Here is a 19,327-nt window from a genome sequence, read left to right on the forward strand (position 1 = left end):
TGTATTCTTAGTATAGATAAAGTTCTTTAAAAATTTAAAACAGACTATGAGGACACTTTATGATAGTTATGAATAGTAAAGTGGTATATAGCTAGTAAATATGTAAAATAAATGCTAGAGAATTAAACTGAAGAGTTTGATCCTGGCTCAGATTGAACGCTGGCGGCATGCATAACACATGCAAGTTGAACGGCAGCATAATTTAGGAGTTAAATCTTAAATTGATGGCGAGTAGCGAACGGGTGAGTATAACGTAGGAATGTATCTTAAAGTTTAGGATAACCTAGGGAAACTTAGGCTAATACTGAATATTCTCTATGGAGAAAAGTTGGGGACCAATATAGGCCTAACGCTTTAAGGGCAGCCTGCGTCTGATTAGCTAGTTGGTAAGGTAAAGGCTTACCAAGGCAACGATCAGTAGCTGGTCTGAGAGGACGGTCAGCCACACTGGGACTGAGATACGGCCCAGACTCCTACGGGAGGCAGCAGTGGGGAATATTGGACAATGGGGGAAACCCTGATCCAGCAATGCCGCGTGTGTGAAGAAGGCCTGAGGGTTGTAAAGCACTTTTGGTAAGGAAGATGAATATAAAATTTAATACATTTTATATTGGACGTTACTTACAGAATAAGCACCGGCAAACTCCGTGCCAGCAGCCGCGGTAATACGGAGGGTGCAAGCGTTAATCGGAATTACTGGGCGTAAAGGGTGCGTAGGTTGTATGGTAAGTTATTTGTGAAAGACCTAAGCTTAACTTAGGAAGTGCAGATAAAACTACCAAACTAGAGTATGGGATAGGGTAGTGGAATTTCCGGTGTAGCAGTGAAATGCGTAGATATCGGAAGGAACATCAGTGGCGAAGGCGACTACCTGGCCCAAAACTGACACTGAGGCACGAAAGCATGGGGAGCAAACAGGATTAGATACCCTGGTAGTCCATGCTGTAAACGTTGTCAACTAGCTGTTGGTCATTATTTAATGATAAGTAGCGAAGCTAACGCGTTAAGTTGACCGCCTGGGGAGTACGGTCGCAAGATTAAAACTCAAAGGAATTGACGGGGGCCCGCACAAGCGGTGGAGCATGTGGTTTAATTCGATGCAACGCGAGGAACCTTACCTACCCTTGACATACAGCGAATTTAACAGAGATGTTAAAGTGCCGGGAGGAACGCTGATACAGGTGCTGCATGGCTGTCGTCAGCTCGTGTTGTGAGATATTGGGTTAAGTCCCGTAACGAGCGTAACCCTTGTTCTTAGTTGCCATCGATAAAGTCGGGGACTCTAAGAAGACTGCCGATGAAAAATCGGAGGAAGGGGGGGATGAGGTCAAGTCATCATGGCCCTTATGGGTAGGGCTACACACGTGCTACAATGGCTCGTACAGAGGGTAGCCAAAGGGAGACCTGGAGCCAATCCTAAAAAGCGAGTCGTAGTCCGGATTGAAGTCTGCAACTCGACTTCATGAAGTCGGAATCGCTAGTAATCGCGAATCAGCATGTCGCGGTGAATACGTTCCCGGGCCTTGTACACACCGCCCGTCACACCATGGAAGTGGGTTGCACCAGAAGTCAATAGTTTAACCTAAAATTTTTAGGAGGACGTTGACCACGGTGTGGTTCATAACTGGGGTGAAGTCGTAACAAGGTAGCCGTAGGGGAACCTGCGGCTGGATCACCTCCTTACGAAGTAAGTAGAATAAGAAATCATAATTTAATTATTGTGTCTGATTAGTTTGTTTTTATGTTTTTATAAGTTTTTTATTTTTTTTGGGGGGTCGTAGCTCAGTTGGTAGAGCTTCTGTTTTGCACGCAGATGGTCGGGAGTTCAATTCTCCCCGACTCCATGAGGTTTTTTTATATGTTTTTTTGTTATTTAACAATTTGGAAAAATGCATTTAGGTATACACAAGCAAATTAGATAATAAAATTTTTGTAGAGATTTTATTTTATATGATCAAGAAAAGTAAGCGCAAATAGTGGATGCCTAGGCAGTAAGAGGCGATGAAGGACGTGGCATTCTGCGAAAATCTTTGATAAGCTGAAAGCAGGCGAAAGAATCAAAGGTGTCCGAATGGGGAAACCTGACCAAATTTATTGGTCATTTAAACTTAAATAAAATAGAGTTTAAAAGCGAACCTAGAGAATTGAAACATCTTAGTATCTAGAGGAAAAGAAATCAAAATTGAGATTTCCTAAGTAGTGGCGAGCGAAAGGGAAACAGCCAGTGTAAGTTACGCATTTAATAAATTATAGAATAATTTGGAAAAGTTAACCATAGAAGGTGAAAGTCCTGTATATATTATTTGTGCGGAGACTAAGTACATTAATAAGTAGACCGGGACACGAGAAATCTTGGTTGAAGATAGGTGGACCATCATCTAAGGCTAAATACTACTTACTGACCGATAGTGAACAAGTACCGTGAGGGAAAGGTGAAAAGAACCCCGGAGAGGGGAGTGAAATAGAAACTGAAACTGTTTGCGTACAAGCAGTGGGAGCTAAAAATAATGTACTTAAAATTCTATTTTATAGGTATGTTTTTATTAGTGACTGCGTACCTTTTGTATAATGGGTCAGCGAGTTATTTTTAGTGGCGAGGTTAACTTTTTATAAGGGAGCCGTAGAGAAATCGAGTCTTAATAGGGCGTTTGTTTTTTTGGTTTGTATAGTCGCTAGGAATAGACCCGAAACCGGGCGATCTAGCCATGTCCAGGATGAAGATTAGTTAACACTAATTGGAGGTCCGAACCGGGTAATGTTGAAAAATTATCGGATGAGGTGTGGCTAGGAGTGAAAGGCTAAACAAGCTCGGAGATAGCTGGTTCTCCCCGAAAGCTATTTAGGTAGCGTCTTATGAGAATAATTATCTGGGGTAGAGCACTGTTTCGGCTAGGGGGTCTTGAATGACCTACTAAACCGATGCAAACTACGAATACGGATTAATTGTATCATGGGAAACACACAGCGGGTGCTAACGTCCGTTGTGGAAAGGGAAACAACCCAGATCGTCAGCTAAGGTCCCAAAGTAATAATTAAGTGATAAAACGAAGTGAGAAGGCATAGATATCCAGGAGGTTGGCTTAGAAGCAGCCATCCTTTAAAGAAAGCGTAATAGCTCACTGGTCGAGTCATCTTGCACGGAAGATTTAACGGGGCTAAATTATTCACCGAAGCTACGATATTTATATATTTTTTTATATATTTTTATGTATAAAAAAAATAATGTAAATAGGTAGGGGAGCATTCTGTAGGCCGTAGAAGGTTTATTGTGAAGTAAACTGGAGGTATCAGAAGAGCGAATGCTGACATGAGTAACGATAAAGGAGGTGAAAAACCTCCTCGCCGAAAGTCTAAGGTTTCCTGCCCTACGTTAATCGGGGCAGGGTTAGTCGATATCCTAAGGTAAGGTCGAAAGACGTAGCCGATGGACATTAGGTTAATATTCCTGAACTTTTTATAAGTGGTGATTTTGTAGGGACGAAAAAGGCTAGGCAAGCCAGTTATTGGATTTCTGGTAGAGGCATATAAACGAGGAATGAGGAAAATCCCGTTCCGTTATATATACAATAGTATATATATCGTTAAGGTGCTAAAGGATTTGACCGAATAGGTGTGAAGAAGTTGTTTACGCCATTTTCCAAGAAAATCTACTAACCTTAACTTATAAAAATACGTACCGCAAACCGACACAGGTAGATAGGTAGAGAATACTAAGGCGCTTGATAGAACTTGGGTGAAGGAACTAGGCAAAATAATACCGTAACTTCGGGAGAAGGTATGCCATATTTAGTGATATTATATATTAATCATAATTGAGCTTAATTTGGCCGCAGAGAATAGGTGGCTGCGACTGTTTATTAAAAACACAGCACTCTGCAAATTCGTAAGAAGAAGTATAGGGTGTGACGCCTGCCCGGTGCCGGAAGGTTAACTGATATTGTTAAAAATCAGTTTATGATTTTGAAGCAATGGATTGAAGCCTCGGTAAACGGCGGCCGTAACTATAACGGTCCTAAGGTAGCGAAATTCCTTGTCGGGTAAGTTCCGACCTGCACGAATGGCGTAACGATGGCCACACTGTCTCCACCCAAGAATCAGTGAAATTGAAATTGCTGTGAAGATGCAGTATACCCGCGGCTAGACGGAAAGACCCCGTGAACCTTTACTATAGCTTTATATTGAATTTTGATAATAATTGTGTAGGATAGGTGGGAGGTTATGAAATATGAACGCCAGTTCATGTGGAACCGACCTTGAAATACCACCCTGTTGTTATTGGAATTCTAACTTCAAGCTTTAATCAAGCTTAAGGACAATGTATGGTGGGTAGTTTGACTGGGGCGGTCTCCTCCTAAAGAGTAACGGAGGAGCGCAAAGGTACCCTCGGTACGGTCGGACATCGTACTAAGAGTGTAAAGGCAAAAGGGTGCTTAACTGCGAGACTGACAGGTCAAGCAGGTACGAAAGTAGGTCTTAGTGATCCGGTGGTTCTGAATGGAAGGGCCATCGCTCAACGAATAAAAGGTACTCCGGGGATAACAGGCTAATACCGCCCAAGAGTTCATATCGACGGCGGTGTTTGGCACCTCGATGTCGGCTCATCACATCCTGGGGCTGAAGCAGGTCCCAAGGGTATGGCTGTTCGCCATTTAAAGTGGTACGCGAGCTGGGTTTAGAACGTCGTGAGACAGTTCGGTCCCTATCTGCCGTGGGCGTAGGAAAATTGAGAGGAGCTGCTCCTAGTACGAGAGGATCGGAGTGGACAAACCTATGGTGTTCCGGTTGTAACGCCAGTTGCATAGCCGGGTAGCTATGTTTGGAAAGGATAACCGCTGAAAGCATCTAAGTGGGAAGCCAACCTCAAGATAAGTTTTCCCTTGAAGCTCGTTGAAGACTACAACGTTGATAGGCGAGATGTGTAAACTCAGTAATGAGTGTAGCTAACTCGTACTAATAGGCTGATTGTCTTGATCATATAATATAAAATTTTATTGTTAGTTTTTTGATATTTTATTAATTAATATTTTAATTATTCTAAGATATATTAGAATTTTTCCTGGTAATTATAGCGATTTGGAACCACCTGATCCCATTTCGAACTCAGAAGTGAAACGAATATGCGCCGATGATAGTATGAAGCTTCTTCATGTTAAAGTAGGTGATTACCAGGTTTATTTTTAATAATACTTTTTTATTATTTGCTATAAATAGGTTCTTTTAAAAGAGAAAAAGGCGCGTAGCTCAATGGTAGAGTATCATCTTGACATGGTGGTGGTTGGTGGTTCGATTCCACTCGTGCCTAATTATTATGTGAACTTTTTGTATGTTTTATTTTACCTTTATTAATAAAGGTTTTTAATGAATTAAATTATGCCAAATATTAAGTTTTCTAATAATAGGAGTGTATATTTTGATTCTCCTGTTACAGTTTTAGATGTAGCTAAAACTATTGATTTCTTTTCTAAAAAGAAGATATTAGCCGGTAATATAGGTAATAAATTTGTTGATGTTAATTATCTTATAGATAAAGATAGTTTTTTATCAATCATTACTGAAGACGATAATGATGCAATGTTTATAATACGTCATTCTATGATGCATCTTTTAGCAAATGTTGTTAAGTTTTTATTTCCTGATGTTTTATTGGTAAGTGGTTCATCTGTAAAAGAGGAATTTTATTATGATTTTTATTATAAACGTTCATTTGATTTAAATGATTTGCATCGTATAGAAAATAAAATGTATGAGTTTGTTAAAAACAATTATTCTATTGAACGAATTGAATTCAACTATATTGAAGCTATTTCTTTTTTTAAAGAAAAAAAAGAAATATATAAAGTAAAAATTATAAAAAAAATTTCAAAAAGTTCTGTATTCTCTCTTTACAAACAAGGAGATTTTGCGGATTTATGTAGAGGTCCTCAAGTACCTTTTACTGGGTATTTAAATTTTTTTAAATTGATAAAAGTTTCAGGTGCTTATTGGAAAGGGAATTCTGAAAATGAAATGTTACAACGTATATATGGTGTGGTTTTTAAAACTAAAAGTGATTTAGATTTATATTTTAAAAATATAGAGAATTTAAAATCCAAAGATCATAGAAAATTGGGAATTAAGTTGGATTTATTTCATTTTCAAGATATTGCTCCTGGTATGGTTTTTTGGCATGAAAAAGGTTTGTTAATTTTAAATCTTATAAAAACGTATTTAAGAGATTTGTTATGTAAAAATAAATATCAAGAAATTAAAACACCTCAGTTAATAGATAAAAAATTGTGGGAATTATCTGGTCATTACAGAAATTTTAATAAAGAAATGTTTTTTATAAATACAAATAAAAGAAGTTATGCTATAAAACCTATGAGCTGTCCATGTCATGTCCAAATTTATAATCAAAAAATTCATAGTTATAAGGAACTACCGATTAAATTTTCTGAATTTGGAAATTGTCATAGAAATGAACCTTCTGGATCATTGCATGGTTTAATGAGATTAAGGAATATGATTCAGGATGATGCTCATATATTTTGTACTGAAAAACAACTTCAAAATGAAATTGTTGATATTATTAATATTATTGAATTGGTTTATATGGATTTTGGTTTTAGCAATATTCAATATGATTTAGCATTTAGACCTAAAAAAAGAATTGGTAGTGATTCTATATGGGATATTGCTGAAAGTTCTTTAAAAGATTCTTTAATTTATAAAAATATAAAATGGAATGGTATTAATAATAAAGGATCTTTTTATGGTCCAAAGATAGAGTGTTCTTTATTAGATAATTTTGGTCGTATTTGGCAATGTGGAACTATTCAAATAGATTTTTTTATGCCTAAAAATTTGGGAGCAATGTATATATCAAGTAACAATAAATATGAAATTCCTGTTATGATACATAGGGCTATTTTAGGATCTTTAGAACGTTTTTTAGGTATTTTAATAGAACATTATTCTGGTTCTTTTCCGTTTTGGTTATCACCAGTACAAGTAGTTATATTACCTATTAGTGAAAAACAATATAATTATGCAACAAAGATTACTAAAATTTTACAAAAAGAAGGTATTAGAGTAGCATGTAATTTGGAAAGAGAAAGAATTAATTTGAAAATTTATAAATATACTATAGAAAAAATACCTTGTTTAATAATAGTAGGAGATGAAGAGAAAAAAAATAATATGGTTTCTATACGCACCAGAGAAGGAATTAATTTAGGTTTGATGAATGTTGATTTAATGTGTAATTTTTTAAAACATGCTGTGGCTTTAAAGGCTAAAGCAAAATGTTTAGGAGATATAAATTATTATTAAGAATAATAAATATTATAGTATTTTTAAAAATTGTAATGTTAAAGTTAATGAGCAAATTTTTGCTAAAGAAGTTCGTTTGATAAATATAGATGGTAATCAAGTTGGTATTGTTTCTTTAGATAATGCATTGAAAATGGCAAAAGAATTAAGTTATGATTTAGTAGAAATTTCTTCAAAAGCAAATCCTCCTGTATGTAAAATAATGAATTATGGAAAATTTATATTTAATTTAAATAAAAAATATTCTGAATCTAAAAAAAAGCAAAGAAAAGTAAATTTAAAAGAAATTAAATTTAGACCAACAACAGATGAAAGAGATTATTTGATTAAATTGCGTAATATAATTAGATTTTTAAAAGATGGAGATAAAGTAAAAATAACTTTAAGGTTTAGAGGGAGAGAATTATCTCATCAAGAGATTGGTATATCTTTGTTGGATCGTTTGCAGAAAGATTCTATGGAGTATGGTATTGTAGAACAAAAAACTAAACGTGAAGGGCGTCAATTATTAATAATTTTAGGTCCAAAGAAATAAAGTTGATTTATAACAATATGTTATTTGTATTTTTTGACAAATATAGGATCATATAAATGATAAAATTAAAATCACATCGTGGTATTAAAAAACGTTTTAAAATTTTAGGTAATGGTTTGATTAAATATAGACATTCTAATAGAAATCATATTCTTACTAAGAAATCCTCTAAGAGGAAACGTTCTTTGCGTGTATCTAGTAAGTTTTTAAAGAAATGTGATACATATTCGATATTAAAATTATATAAGTTTGGAGGTTAAAGTGCCTAGAGTTAAAAGAGGTATAATATCGAGAAAACGTCATAAGAAAATTTTAAAAAAAGCAAAAGGGTATTATGGCGCTAGAAGTCGTGTTTTTCGCGTAGCAAAACAAGCTGTAATTAGAGCTAATCAATATTCTTATCGAGATCGGAAACAAAGAAAAAGGCAGTTTAGATCTCTATGGATTATACGTATTAATGCTAAAGTTCGAGAATATGGATTGTCTTATAGTAAGTTTATATATAAATTAAAAAGAATGGGTATTTCTTTAAATAGAAAGATATTATCAAATATGGCTGTTTATAATCATTCTATTTTTTTAGAATTATTAAAAAAAATTGATTTAATTTAGTACATTGAAGAATTTAATTTTAATTAATGTTCTGTTTTGAATTAAATATTTATTTCATAAAGAATAATTTTTTGTTTAAAAAATAATAATTTTTATTATGAAGGAAAAAGATATTGATACTTTAAAGAAAGAAATTCAAATTGCTATTGATGGAGTTGATAGTATCTTTTTATTGGAAAAAATTCGTACAAGATATTTAGGAAAAAATGGTTTTTTAAAAAAAATTATTAAAAATTTATTAAATATATCTATTGATCAACGTTCTATTGTAGGGAATAAAATTAATAAAGTAAAAAATGAGATTGAGGTTTTATTTAAAAATAAAAAAAAATTTTTAAAAAAAAAAGAATTATTAGAAAAGTTATCAACTGAATATTTAGATACTTCTTTATCTGGTCGTAATAATCATTGTGGATCTTTTCATCCAATTACTCAAGTAAAGTATATAGTTTATGACTATTTTAGTTATTTTGGATTTGACTTTATAAATGGGCCTGAAATAGAAACAAAATTTTATAATTTTGAGGCATTAAATATTTCGGATTATCATCCAGCTTGTACTACACAAGATACTTTTTATATCAATAATAGTAATAAGTTATTAAGAACTCATACAACTACTATACAAATTAGAACAATAAAAACATGTTCGCCTCCATTAAGGTTGATATCTTTAGGAAAAGTTTATAGAAGAGATTTTGATCGTACTCATACTCCAATGTTTCATCAAGTAGAAGGTTTATGGATAGATAAAACTATTAATTTATCTAATTTAAAATGGTTATTAGAAGATTTTTTTAATTATTTCTTTAAAAAGAAAGTAGTACTCAGATTTAGATCATCTTATTTTCCATTTACTGAACCATCTGCTGAAGTGGATATTAGATGTGTAAGTTGTTTAGGTTCTGGGTGTAAATTGTGTAAGTTTATGGGGTGGATAGAAGTTCTTGGATGTGGTTTGGTACATCCAAATATATTGAATAATATAAATAGTGCATTTAAGGGTTATCAGGGATTAGCTTTTGGAATAGGATTAGATAGGTTAGCAATGTTATATTTTGGAATTGATGATATACGAATAATGTTTGAAAATGATTTATCTTTTTTAAAACAATTTGTATAAAATAATTTCATTTTAGAGTTAGTTTTATTAGAGATATTTGTAAATACATATTAATTATTTTGATATAAGTATAATGAGAGTAAGTGAATTTTGGTTACGTGAGTGGATTGATTTTTCTGTTGATACTAATAAATTAGTAGATATTTTAACTAATTTAGGATTAGAAGTTAAATCAGTTTTTCCAGTTTCTAGTGGTGTTTCGAATGTTAAAATTGTAAAAGTTATTGATATAATACGTCATCCAAAAAAAAATGGATTAATGATATGTAAATTACAAATAGATAAAAATCTTAATATCATACAGGTTGTTTGCAAGATTTCTGAGGAAATTTATATAGGTAGTAAAGTTGCTTGTGCCATAATTGGTTCGAAATTATTAAATAAATTTATTGTAAAAGAAGATTTAATATTTGGAGAAATTTCTCAAGGAATTTTATGCACATATTATAATTTAAATTTTTATACAAAGAGTGATAATGTTGATGAAATTTTAATTTTAAATGAAACGGCACCTGTTGGTGCAGATTTATCTAAATATTTATTGTTAAAAGATAATGTTTTAGATATTGCTTTAAGCTTTAATCGTTCTGATTGTTTTAGTGTATTGGGTATAGCCAGAGAAGTATCTTCTTTTATGGGGGCTCCTGTAAAAAATTTTTTTAGTAATTTATTTATTGAAAAAGACATTAATGAAGAATTAAATATTTATGTAAATGATTTTAAATTTTGTCCAATTTATAATGGAAGAATTATACGAGATATTAATTGTCAGTCTTATACTCCTGATTGGATGAAAGAGCGTTTAAATAGATCTGATATTAAAATTGTTTCACCAATAGTAGATATTATTAATTATGTTGTATTAGAAATTGGTATTCCTATTTTTTATTTTGATTTAGATCTTATACATGAAAATAGTATTATTATTAGATTATCTTATTGTGGAGAACAGTTTGAATCTTTTGATGGAAAAAAGATAATATTAGATGATAAAACGTTAGTAATGTGCAGTAATAATAAAATTTTAGCATTACCTGGTTTGATACATAATAGTTCTATATGTTGTAATAAAAATATAAAAAATTTATTTTTTAGTAATTTTTTTTTAGATCCACATTTGATCTTGTCAGCTTCTAAAAGATACAATATATATACTGAATATTCTCAAAGATTTTCTCGAGGTATAGATTATAGTTTGCTATCTTTGTCTTTAGAACGTGTTTCAGATCTTTTAAAAAATATTCTGGGAGGAAATCTTTCTTCGGTATTTAAAGTATTCAATAAAAAATTTTTTCCATCTAGGAAAAAGATTTTTTTTAATTTTAATAATTTTAAAAAGTTGGTGGGTTTTTATTTATCTGAAAAAAAAGTAACTAATATATTTCATTTATTGAATATGGTACTTCTAAAAAAAAATAATATGCATTGGATTGTAACTATTCCTATATATCGTTTTGATATTGAATCAGAAATAGATTTAATTGAAGAAATTGTTAGATATTATGGGTATAATAAAATTATTGGAAAAAAAATAGTTTCTCTATTGAAAATTAGTTCTATAGATTCTATTGATCTTTTATCTAAAAGATGTTCTTTATTGCTAGTAAATAGAGGGTATAGTGAGGTGATAAATTATAGTTTTACAGATCCTTCTTTACAAAATGCTTTGTTTGGTAGTAAAGGAGTTTTATCATTAGTTAATCCTATGTCTGAAAAATTTTCGTATTTGAGAACAAGTTTATGGCCTGGATTAATTATGTCTATGAAAAATAATATTTTTCGTAAAGAAGAATCTATAAAATTATTTGAAACTGGTATAGTATTTTTTAATAAAAATGGATATTTGGAAGAAACTTTTTGTATTTCTGGTTTACTATTAGGAAAGAGAAATAATAATTTATCTTGGAAGAAGTATTCAGAAAAAAATTTTGATTTTTATGATATAAAAGGAGATTTAGAATTAATTTTTTCTATTTTAAATATAAAAAATATTTGTTTTGTTTCTTTTGCAAATCAAGCTTTACATCCTGGACAGTCAGTAAAAATTGTTTTTAGTTCAGATTGTATTGGATGGTGTGGAAAATTGAATCCATATATTGCAAATATGTTTTCTTTGCCTGAAGGAATTATTTTATTTGAATTGTTTTTAGAAAAAATTAAAAAAATTTTTACGTTTGTGCCAAAAAAATACAAAAAATTTTCAAGATTTCCTAAAATTTCTAGAGATTTATCTTTTTTGGTAGATAAAAATATGAATATTTGTAATATAGAAAATATACTTAGTAAATTAGTAAGGTTCAGAAATGTAGTGTTTTTTGGTGTTTGCGATATTTATGTTGGTGAGTTAATACCTAGTAATAAAAAAAGTGTTACTATTTCTTTTGTTTTTCAAAGGTTTGATAGAACAATGACGGATAGTGAAATAAATGATACAATAAATTTTATTGTTAATTCTTTAGAAAAAGAACACTCAATTGTATTAAGGTATATGTAAAATAATAATAAATTAAATTATTATATTATAATACATAAGAGATCTTTTAAATAGAAATTATTTATATATTAATTCTATGTAATAAAAATTCTATTTTTGAAGGTATTTATGGAGTTTAATATGAAAACATTTAGTTTGAAAAAAAAACAAATTAAACGTGATTGGTATATTATTGATGCTTCTAATAAAATTTTAGGTCGTTTTTTAAGCAAGGTAGCTATTATTTTGATGGGAAAGAATAAACCAGAATATTCTCCACATTTAGATAATGGAGATTATGTAATAATAGTAAATGCAGAAAAAATATTGGTAACTGGAAAAAAATTTAAAGAAAAAAAATATTATAGACATTCAGGATATCCTGGAGGGTTAAAAAGTATTTATTTTTTTCAGTTAAAAAAAAAGAATCCGAAACATATTATTAGATTGGCTTTAAAAGGAATGTTGCCTAAAAATTCTTTGGGAAGGTCTATAATTAAAAAATTAAAAATTTATTTAGGATTAAAACATCCTCATAAGGCTCAAAATCCTAAAAATATAGATATTTGAGGGAGTTGATAAATATGAATGTTAATAATATTTATTTTTATGGAACTGGACGAAGAAAGAGTTCAGTTGCCAGAGTATTTTTATCGATTGGTAGTGGTAAAATCAAAATTAATAATCGTTTTTTAGAAGATTACTTTGGGGATGTAGCTTGTGTATTAATTTGTCAACCATTGATGGTTATAGGTTCTATGAATAAATTTGATATAAATGTTAAAGTTTATGGTGGAGGAATTTCTGGGCAAGCAGGTGCTATTCGTTTAGGTATAGCACGAGCTTTAGTAAATTATGATGAAAGGAAATTTTTTAATAGTGTTTTATTAAATGATGATCAGTTAAATGAAGAATATTCTACTCAATTTTATAGAAAAAAATTACGATCTAATGGTTTATTAACTCGTGATTCAAGAACGGTTGAAAGGAAAAAGTTTGGAATGCATAAGGCTAGAAAATCAACCCAATATTCTAAGCGTTAATGTATGAATATTATTTTCGAATTTTATATACAATAATTATATATTTTTGTTTTAGTTTTTATTAAAAATTATGAAATATTTTTCTGTATATAGAAAAAAAGATTTTTTTTTATATAAAAAAAATATATTAAAAATATTTAATTTAACTGATAGCGATTTAATTAAAAAGATTGCAAAGAATATTTTATTAAATATTAATTATAGATATCCTATGGTTAAAACAATTGCTATATTTTGTGGAAGTAGTTTCAATGCTATATATGGTTATATGCTAGCGAAGTTTGCATATGAAAACGGATACACTATGATGATATATCAGTGTAATTTATTTAAATCAATATCTTTATTAATTCAAAAATTAATACTTAATAAGTTTAAAATTAATTTTGTTTATAAAACAATTGATGATTGTATAGATAGTAATGTAGATTTAATTATTGATGCTTTAATTGGAATAGATGACGATGATGAAGATTTTTTTATAAATACAGAAAAAATAAGTAATGTCATTAATAGGATTAACAATAGTTTTTTGCCTGTGATATCTTTAGATATTCCATCAGGAATAGATGGAGATACTGGTTGCATTTTTCAATGTGGAGCAATAAAGTCTACTTTAACTATAACATTTTTAGTAATTAAATTGGGTTTATTAATTTTAGATGGTCCTGATTATTGTGGAGAAATAGTTTGTATTTCATTTCAATCTGATAATACTTGTTCAGATGTTAATCCTACAGTTTATTTATTAAATAATTATTTGTATAAAGATATAGTTTTTTTGAAAAGAAAAAAAAATTCTCATAAAGGTTTATTTGGTCGTGTTTTAATTATTGGCGGAAATTATGGAATGCCTGGATCTGTATATTTGTCTGCTAAGGCTGCATTAAGAGTTGGTGCTGGCTCAGTAATTGTGTTTACTAAAAGTGAATATGTAAATCAATTTTCTTTTAGTTTACCTGAAGTTATGGTTTATGAATTTAAAGATATATTGCAATTTATTAAATTAATGAAAAAGTCAACGGTTTGTGTAATTGGACCTGGATTGATAGAAGATACATGTACGAGATTTTTATTTAAAAAGATAATATTATCGAATATTGTTACTGTTGTGGATGCTTCTGCTTTGAGAATTTTATCAAAATTTAAGAATTGTTATAAAAATAATTGGATTTTAACTCCTCATGTTGGAGAGGCTGCATCTTTATTATCTTGTACAGTTAAAGAAATTCAAGAAGATCGTTACAAAGCATTAAAAAAAATAAAAAATAAATATGGTGGTGCTGTTGTTCTTAAAGGATATGATACGTTTATTTATACTGATCAAGAAGATATTCCTTATCTTTGTTGTGAAGGGAATCCTGGAATGGCTAGTAGTGGAATGGGTGATGTTTTAAGTGGAGTGTTAGGTGGATTACTATCGCAGGGTCTATCTATCAGAGATTCTGTTATATTAGGAGTATGGGTTCATGGAATATCTGGTTCTCAAGCTGCATTTATAAATGGTGAACGTGGTTTATTAGCTAGTGATTTAATGTTTTGGTTACAAAGGAATATAAATTTTTTTCAATAGATAGTTTATTTGATTTTTATTTGTAAAAAAATAATATTATCTATTAATAAGTATTTTTATTTATAAGTGAAGAATTGTAAAAATAGTGATTATTTTTATGATAATGATAAAAAATATATTGTGTTAGACAATATTTATTGTTATGTATAAATATGAAAATAAGTTATGAAAAAAAAATATTTTTTTAAAATTTTAAGTAAAAGATGTTTCCAAAGTATTATTAGACAATTGGTTAAAGTATTAATTCCTCCTTTAATTTTAACTTTTAGTGGTAATATAGGGGTAGGAAAAACAACTCTTATTCGAATTTTATTAAAAAATATGGGAATCCGAGATAAAGTTGTGAGTCCAACATTTTCTATCGTTGAAAGTTATCAAAATTCTATGAAAAATATAAATATTTATCATTTTGATTTTTATCGAATAAATAATATTTGTGAATTAGATAATATTGAAATTATGGATTATTTATTGCAAAATTCTGTTTGTTGTATTGAGTGGCCTGAGGTTATTTATCCATTTATTAAAAAGTATGTTGATCTTAATTTTGTTTTATCATTATATGAATGGGGTAGATTATTATCTTTACAATGCTTAAGTAAAAAAGGGGAAATAATAATGTCTAAGTTAGGATTTTATCTGTAACATAAATTATTAAATTTATGTTTAATAAGAAAGAATTATTAGTTTATTTTAATAAAGTTTTATTTTTTATTTTTTATATTGTAAATTTTATTTTTTTGTTGTTTATTTTTTGTTTTATTGACAATATTGATCAATCAATATCTATCAATATTAAAAAAAAAAAATATAAAACGTATATATTATTAAGATATAGTTCGTTAGTAATATGTCATGTTTTTGTTTTAAGTAAACCAAATAGAATTATTGTTGATTTAAAAAGTATTAAACCTCTAGTGTTTGATTTTAAAAAAGTTTTTTTTAAGGGTTCATTAATTACGAATGTAAGTAAATTTTATGTTAATAATAATATATTACGTTTGATTTTTAATATTAATAGGATGGTTTCTGTTAAGGTTAAGTTTGTTTTAGATTTTTTTTGTTTAAATCAAAAGCTTTTTATTTATTTAATAAGTAATAAAGATTTTTTTAAAAAAAAGGAAATTATTTATTATATTTCAGATTTTTTTATAAGGTATTTTAATATTAGAAATTTATATCGTAATTTAGTAATAATATTGGATCCTGGACATGGAGGAAAAGATCCAGGAGCTTCTGGATTAGATTCCAGTAAAGAAAAAGATATTACATTAATAATAGCAAAATATCTTAAAGAGTTAATAGATAATCAAGTTGGTATGCATGCGTTTTTAACTAGAAAAAAAGATTCTTATATCTCATTAAGAGATAGATTATTGATTGCTAAAAGATATAATGCTGATTTATTAATTTCTATTCATGTAAATTCTTGTTTAGATAAAAAATCTAGTGGTGCTTTAGTTTTTACTTTATCGAATATAAAAAAAGATAGAAAATATCTTAAATATTTATCAATTAACAAAATATTATTTAGATGTAAAAAATATAAGTTTTCGAGAATTAATAGTAACAGTAATTTATTAACATCAGTTTGTTCTAATTTTTATAAAATTGATACAATGAGGATTAGCTTTGGTGTAGCTAAAAGGGTATTATATTATTTGAATAATGTAATAGATTTACATAATTCTATGGTAGAGCAAGCCAGATTTATGATATTAAAATCCTTGGATATACCATCTATATTAATAGAAATAGGTTTTATATCTAATCCAAAGGAAGAAAAATTTTTAAACGTATCTTTTTATCGAATGAAGATTGCATACGCAATTTTTTCTGGTTTAAAATGTTTTTTTGAAGAAAATGTTCCATTTAATAGTAAGATAGCAATGTTGTATAAAATGGGTTATTATTTTATTAATAAAATTTAATGAGTATATAATTTTAAGATTTTTTAATATTTTTATTTTTGATAAGAAATAATTAAAATATAAGATTTTATTTTCAATTAAAATTAGTTAGTAATGTTGTTAAAAATTTTGTTTTTAAAAAAATGAAATTACCTACAGTTTTTTGTTTAATGGGTCCTACTGCTTCGGGGAAAACTTTTCTTGCTATTGCTTTGTATAGAAAGTTTCCTTTTGAGATTATTAGTGTGGATTCTGGTATGGTTTATAAAGAGATAAATATAGGAACAAATAAACCAAGTAGTAGGATATTATCAGAATATCCTCATTATTTAATTAATATTTTAAATCCTTGTGAATATTATTCAGTTGCAAAATTTTATAATGATGTATTTTTATGTATAAAAAATATTTTAAGAAAAGATAAAATTCCTTTATTAGTAGGTGGTTCTATGATGTATTTTAATGTTTTACAGAATGGTTTATATTATTCTCCAGAATGTAGTGATTCTATACGAATATATGTTCTATATAAAGCAAAAAAATATGGATGGAATTATTTATACGAAAAATTAAAAAGTGTTGATCCTTTATTTGCTTCCAAAATTTGTTCTGGTGATAAAAAACGCATTCAAAGAGGTCTTGAAGTATATTATTTTACCGGAAAACCTTTATCTTATTATCTTTTAAAGAAAAGTGATGTTAAATTTAATTTTATAAATTTAATTTTGTATCCAGAGAATCGATTTTGGTTATACGAAAGGATTTCTGTACGTTTTTTGAAAATGTTATCTAAAGATTTGGTAGGAGAAGTGAATAAATTAATTGTAAAATGGAAATTATCTTTATCGTCTCCTATCATGAAGCTTATAGGTTATAAACAGGTAATTGAATATTTATTAGGTTATTATAGTTATAAAAATATGTGTAACAAAGGAATCAAATCTACTTGTCAATTAGCAAAGAAACAATTAACTTGGTTAAGACGTTGGAGAAGAGATGGTTATTTTTTTTGTTGCGATAAAAGTGATATTTATACTCGTATTGTAAATACGGTACAAGATTTATTATTTAAATATCATTTTTTATATTAAATGTGGATAAAGAAAATGTATAAAAATAATAATTTTTTATTAAGTAGAGGAAAAAGATTGTTTAAAAATAAAAAAGAATTTTTAATATCTAAAATTGATTTGCCATTAAGTTGTCCTAATAATAGAATTCCAAATCAATATGGTTTTCATCCAAAAGTTTATTTATCTATAAAAAAAATGAGTACTGTAATTTGCCCTTATTGCAGGACAAAATTTACTTATATATAACAAATTTATATTTTTGATATTAATATAAATTTGATTTTATATTTATATTAGTATAAATAGATATTTTGTTAGAGCAAAATTTTGGGATCTATTTTATGAATAGTTTATTTTTTTGTTTTTGTATCCCCATCCTAATTTAATTTTTAAGCTTTTGTAATATTGATAATTGTTTGGATGTAGTATTCTAAGTTTTTTGTTACTATTTTTAATAGATATATACTGACCAGGTTTAATTAATGTATATTTTTGTCCATCACAGCTGATGAAAATTGTGTTTTTGTTACGTTTATTGATTTTTATATTTATTTTTGATTTTTGATCAATTATTAAAGGTCGAGAATTTAAGTTATGTGAGGATATAGGTGTTAATATAATTGCATGAAGTTTTGGATGAACAATAGGTCCTCCTGCTGATAAAGAATAAGCTGTTGATCCTGTTGGAGTTGCCAGAATTATTCCATCTGAACAATAGTGATTTACGAAATATTTATTGATATAAATATCGAATTCAATAAGATATGTTTTTATTCCTTTACTTAATACAATATCGTTTAGTGCATCTTTTTGATAATATATTTTTTTTCCATTATAAATAGATAAATGAAGTAAAGATCTAATTTCTTCTTGGTAATTTCCGGAGAAAATAGAATTTAAATTTTTTTTTAAATTGTTTGGAGATATGTCTGTTAAAAATCCTAAATTTCCTTGGTTAATACCTATAATTGGTATGTTAGCTTGAATAGCTATTTGTGCTGCGGATAGTAGACTTCCATCTCCTCCTATTACAACAATTAAATCATATTTTTTTATTAGTTTATAATCTGGATTTGCTTTTTTTAATTTAAAAATTTTTGTTATTTTGTAATCCAAAAAATATTTTATATTATTATTTTTTAGATATTCAATTAAGTTATGTAAGCTTTGATTAATGTTTTGTTTTTTTTGTTTTTTTCTTATGTATATAATGATATGATTGATTTTTTTCATTAGATTAAGATCCTATATTTTTTGCAGTTGTTATATATGATTAATTAGTGATTATTATATAAAATTGTATTAATAAAACTTAGTTTCTATAAAATTTAATGAATTTTAAATAAATTTTTAGTAAAAATTTTGATTTGTTTTTTTATGAAATTTTTTGAGGATTAACATAATTTTGACTTTAATAGTTAAATTAGAATGTTTGATAAAAGTAAGAAGTATTATATATAGAAATTTTATTTCTACAATATTTATTGATCCGTAATTTATTTATTTATATTAAATATGTTATTTTAATTTATATATAAGTTATTTTTATAGAATTTAATATTGTAGATATAAGAGTTTTTATTTTTTGGTTTTTTATTATTTTTTTAGTTAAATAGTTTTAGTGATAGAGTTAGTTGATTGTTAGATAATTAGTACAAGAATAATTACTATAAT

The 19,327-nt window shown here is 28.1% G+C and carries 14 protein-coding genes, 2 tRNA genes and 3 rRNA genes; 18 read left to right on the top strand and 1 reads right to left on the bottom strand.

What is annotated here, in order from left to right:
- The first annotated feature begins 124 nt into the window (after positions 1 to 124).
- From RQL38_RS02050 to RQL38_RS02135, 18 genes are all read left to right on the top strand, one after another.
- A 16S ribosomal RNA gene (locus RQL38_RS02050) occupies positions 125 to 1,683 on the top strand.
- A gap of 88 nt (positions 1,684 to 1,771) precedes the next feature.
- A tRNA-Ala gene (locus RQL38_RS02055) sits at positions 1,772 to 1,844 on the top strand.
- Between the two features lie 108 nt (positions 1,845 to 1,952).
- Positions 1,953 to 4,975 (top strand): 23S ribosomal RNA (locus tag RQL38_RS02060).
- Between the two features lie 80 nt (positions 4,976 to 5,055).
- A 5S ribosomal RNA gene (rrf, locus tag RQL38_RS02065) occupies positions 5,056 to 5,171 on the top strand.
- Together the 16S, 23S and 5S rRNA genes with 2 tRNA genes alongside form the textbook arrangement of a ribosomal RNA operon.
- Positions 5,172 to 5,230: 59 nt before the next feature.
- A tRNA-Val gene (locus RQL38_RS02070) sits at positions 5,231 to 5,302 on the top strand.
- A gap of 68 nt (positions 5,303 to 5,370) precedes the next feature.
- Positions 5,371 to 7,311, top strand: coding sequence for a threonine--tRNA ligase (gene thrS / locus RQL38_RS02075; RefSeq protein WP_338521405.1), 1,941 nt, complete (start codon positions 5,371 to 5,373; stop codon positions 7,309 to 7,311).
- Positions 7,312 to 7,330: 19 nt separating this feature from the next.
- Positions 7,331 to 7,846, top strand: a complete 516-nt coding sequence (gene infC / locus RQL38_RS02080; RefSeq protein ID WP_338522011.1) for a translation initiation factor IF-3 — start codon at positions 7,331 to 7,333, stop codon at positions 7,844 to 7,846.
- Positions 7,847 to 7,902: 56 nt separating this feature from the next.
- The gene (gene rpmI / locus RQL38_RS02085) at positions 7,903 to 8,106 is read left to right on the top strand and encodes a 50S ribosomal protein L35 (protein WP_338521406.1); all 204 of its coding nucleotides are present in this window, start codon (positions 7,903 to 7,905) and stop codon (positions 8,104 to 8,106) included.
- 1 nt (position 8,107) lies between these two features.
- Positions 8,108 to 8,458 carry a 50S ribosomal protein L20 gene (rplT, locus tag RQL38_RS02090; protein WP_338521408.1) on the top strand — a complete coding sequence of 117 codons (351 nt, stop codon included), beginning with the start codon at positions 8,108 to 8,110 and terminating at the stop codon, positions 8,456 to 8,458.
- A gap of 97 nt (positions 8,459 to 8,555) precedes the next feature.
- Positions 8,556 to 9,581, top strand: coding sequence for a phenylalanine--tRNA ligase subunit alpha (gene pheS / locus RQL38_RS02095; RefSeq protein ID WP_338521410.1), 1,026 nt, complete (start codon positions 8,556 to 8,558; stop codon positions 9,579 to 9,581).
- Between the two features lie 73 nt (positions 9,582 to 9,654).
- A complete protein-coding gene (gene pheT, locus RQL38_RS02100; protein ID WP_338521412.1) occupies positions 9,655 to 12,075 on the top strand; it encodes a phenylalanine--tRNA ligase subunit beta in 2,421 nt (806 codons plus the stop codon).
- A 120-nt stretch (positions 12,076 to 12,195) separates the two neighbouring features.
- Positions 12,196 to 12,624, top strand: a complete 429-nt coding sequence (rplM, locus tag RQL38_RS02105; protein ID WP_338521414.1) for a 50S ribosomal protein L13 — start codon at positions 12,196 to 12,198, stop codon at positions 12,622 to 12,624.
- A 14-nt stretch (positions 12,625 to 12,638) separates the two neighbouring features.
- Positions 12,639 to 13,097 (top strand): 30S ribosomal protein S9, encoded by a 459-nt coding sequence (gene rpsI, locus RQL38_RS02110; protein ID WP_338521416.1) that lies wholly within the window; start codon positions 12,639 to 12,641, stop codon positions 13,095 to 13,097.
- Positions 13,098 to 13,167: 70 nt separating this feature from the next.
- The gene (locus RQL38_RS02115; RefSeq protein ID WP_338521418.1) at positions 13,168 to 14,670 is read left to right on the top strand and encodes an NAD(P)H-hydrate dehydratase; all 1,503 of its coding nucleotides are present in this window, start codon (positions 13,168 to 13,170) and stop codon (positions 14,668 to 14,670) included.
- Between the two features lie 165 nt (positions 14,671 to 14,835).
- On the top strand, positions 14,836 to 15,315 hold the full coding sequence (gene tsaE / locus RQL38_RS02120; protein WP_338521419.1) for a tRNA (adenosine(37)-N6)-threonylcarbamoyltransferase complex ATPase subunit type 1 TsaE: 480 nt from the start codon (positions 14,836 to 14,838) through the stop codon (positions 15,313 to 15,315).
- 17 nt (positions 15,316 to 15,332) lie between these two features.
- On the top strand, positions 15,333 to 16,601 hold the full coding sequence (locus RQL38_RS02125; protein ID WP_338521420.1) for an N-acetylmuramoyl-L-alanine amidase: 1,269 nt from the start codon (positions 15,333 to 15,335) through the stop codon (positions 16,599 to 16,601).
- A gap of 122 nt (positions 16,602 to 16,723) precedes the next feature.
- The gene (miaA, locus tag RQL38_RS02130) at positions 16,724 to 17,671 is read left to right on the top strand and encodes a tRNA (adenosine(37)-N6)-dimethylallyltransferase MiaA (RefSeq protein WP_338521422.1); all 948 of its coding nucleotides are present in this window, start codon (positions 16,724 to 16,726) and stop codon (positions 17,669 to 17,671) included.
- A 15-nt stretch (positions 17,672 to 17,686) separates the two neighbouring features.
- Positions 17,687 to 17,899, top strand: coding sequence for a zinc-finger domain-containing protein (locus tag RQL38_RS02135; protein WP_338521423.1), 213 nt, complete (start codon positions 17,687 to 17,689; stop codon positions 17,897 to 17,899).
- A 93-nt stretch (positions 17,900 to 17,992) separates the two neighbouring features.
- On the opposite strand, the gene RQL38_RS02140 is transcribed toward RQL38_RS02135, so the two are convergent.
- On the bottom strand, positions 17,993 to 18,886 hold the full coding sequence (locus tag RQL38_RS02140; protein ID WP_338521424.1) for an NAD(+) kinase: 894 nt from the start codon (positions 18,884 to 18,886) through the stop codon (positions 17,993 to 17,995).
- Positions 18,887 to 19,327 lie beyond the last annotated feature (441 nt).

Origin of the sequence: Candidatus Legionella polyplacis (assembly GCF_037013735.1) — a bacterium.
Lineage (GTDB): Bacteria > Pseudomonadota > Gammaproteobacteria > Legionellales > Legionellaceae > Legionella_E > Legionella_E polyplacis_A.

Excerpts from the sequence above, each read along its gene's own strand:
- thrS (WP_338521405.1), top strand. The coding sequence starts at position 5,371 with ATGCCAAATATTAAGTTTTCTAATAATAGGAGTGTATATTTTGATTCT.
- RQL38_RS02125 (WP_338521420.1), top strand. The coding sequence starts at position 15,333 with ATGTTTAATAAGAAAGAATTATTAGTTTATTTTAATAAAGTTTTATTT.
- RQL38_RS02135 (WP_338521423.1), top strand. The coding sequence starts at position 17,687 with ATGTATAAAAATAATAATTTTTTATTAAGTAGAGGAAAAAGATTGTTT.
- pheT (WP_338521412.1), top strand. The coding sequence starts at position 9,655 with ATGAGAGTAAGTGAATTTTGGTTACGTGAGTGGATTGATTTTTCTGTT.
- RQL38_RS02115 (WP_338521418.1), top strand. The coding sequence starts at position 13,168 with ATGAAATATTTTTCTGTATATAGAAAAAAAGATTTTTTTTTATATAAA.
- rpsI (WP_338521416.1), top strand. The coding sequence starts at position 12,639 with ATGAATGTTAATAATATTTATTTTTATGGAACTGGACGAAGAAAGAGT.
- miaA (WP_338521422.1), top strand. The coding sequence starts at position 16,724 with ATGAAATTACCTACAGTTTTTTGTTTAATGGGTCCTACTGCTTCGGGG.
- RQL38_RS02140 (WP_338521424.1), bottom strand. The coding sequence starts at position 18,886 with ATGAAAAAAATCAATCATATCATTATATACATAAGAAAAAAACAAAAA.
- rplM (WP_338521414.1), top strand. The coding sequence starts at position 12,196 with ATGAAAACATTTAGTTTGAAAAAAAAACAAATTAAACGTGATTGGTAT.
- tsaE (WP_338521419.1), top strand. The coding sequence starts at position 14,836 with ATGAAAAAAAAATATTTTTTTAAAATTTTAAGTAAAAGATGTTTCCAA.
- rpmI (WP_338521406.1), top strand. The coding sequence starts at position 7,903 with ATGATAAAATTAAAATCACATCGTGGTATTAAAAAACGTTTTAAAATT.
- pheS (WP_338521410.1), top strand. The coding sequence starts at position 8,556 with ATGAAGGAAAAAGATATTGATACTTTAAAGAAAGAAATTCAAATTGCT.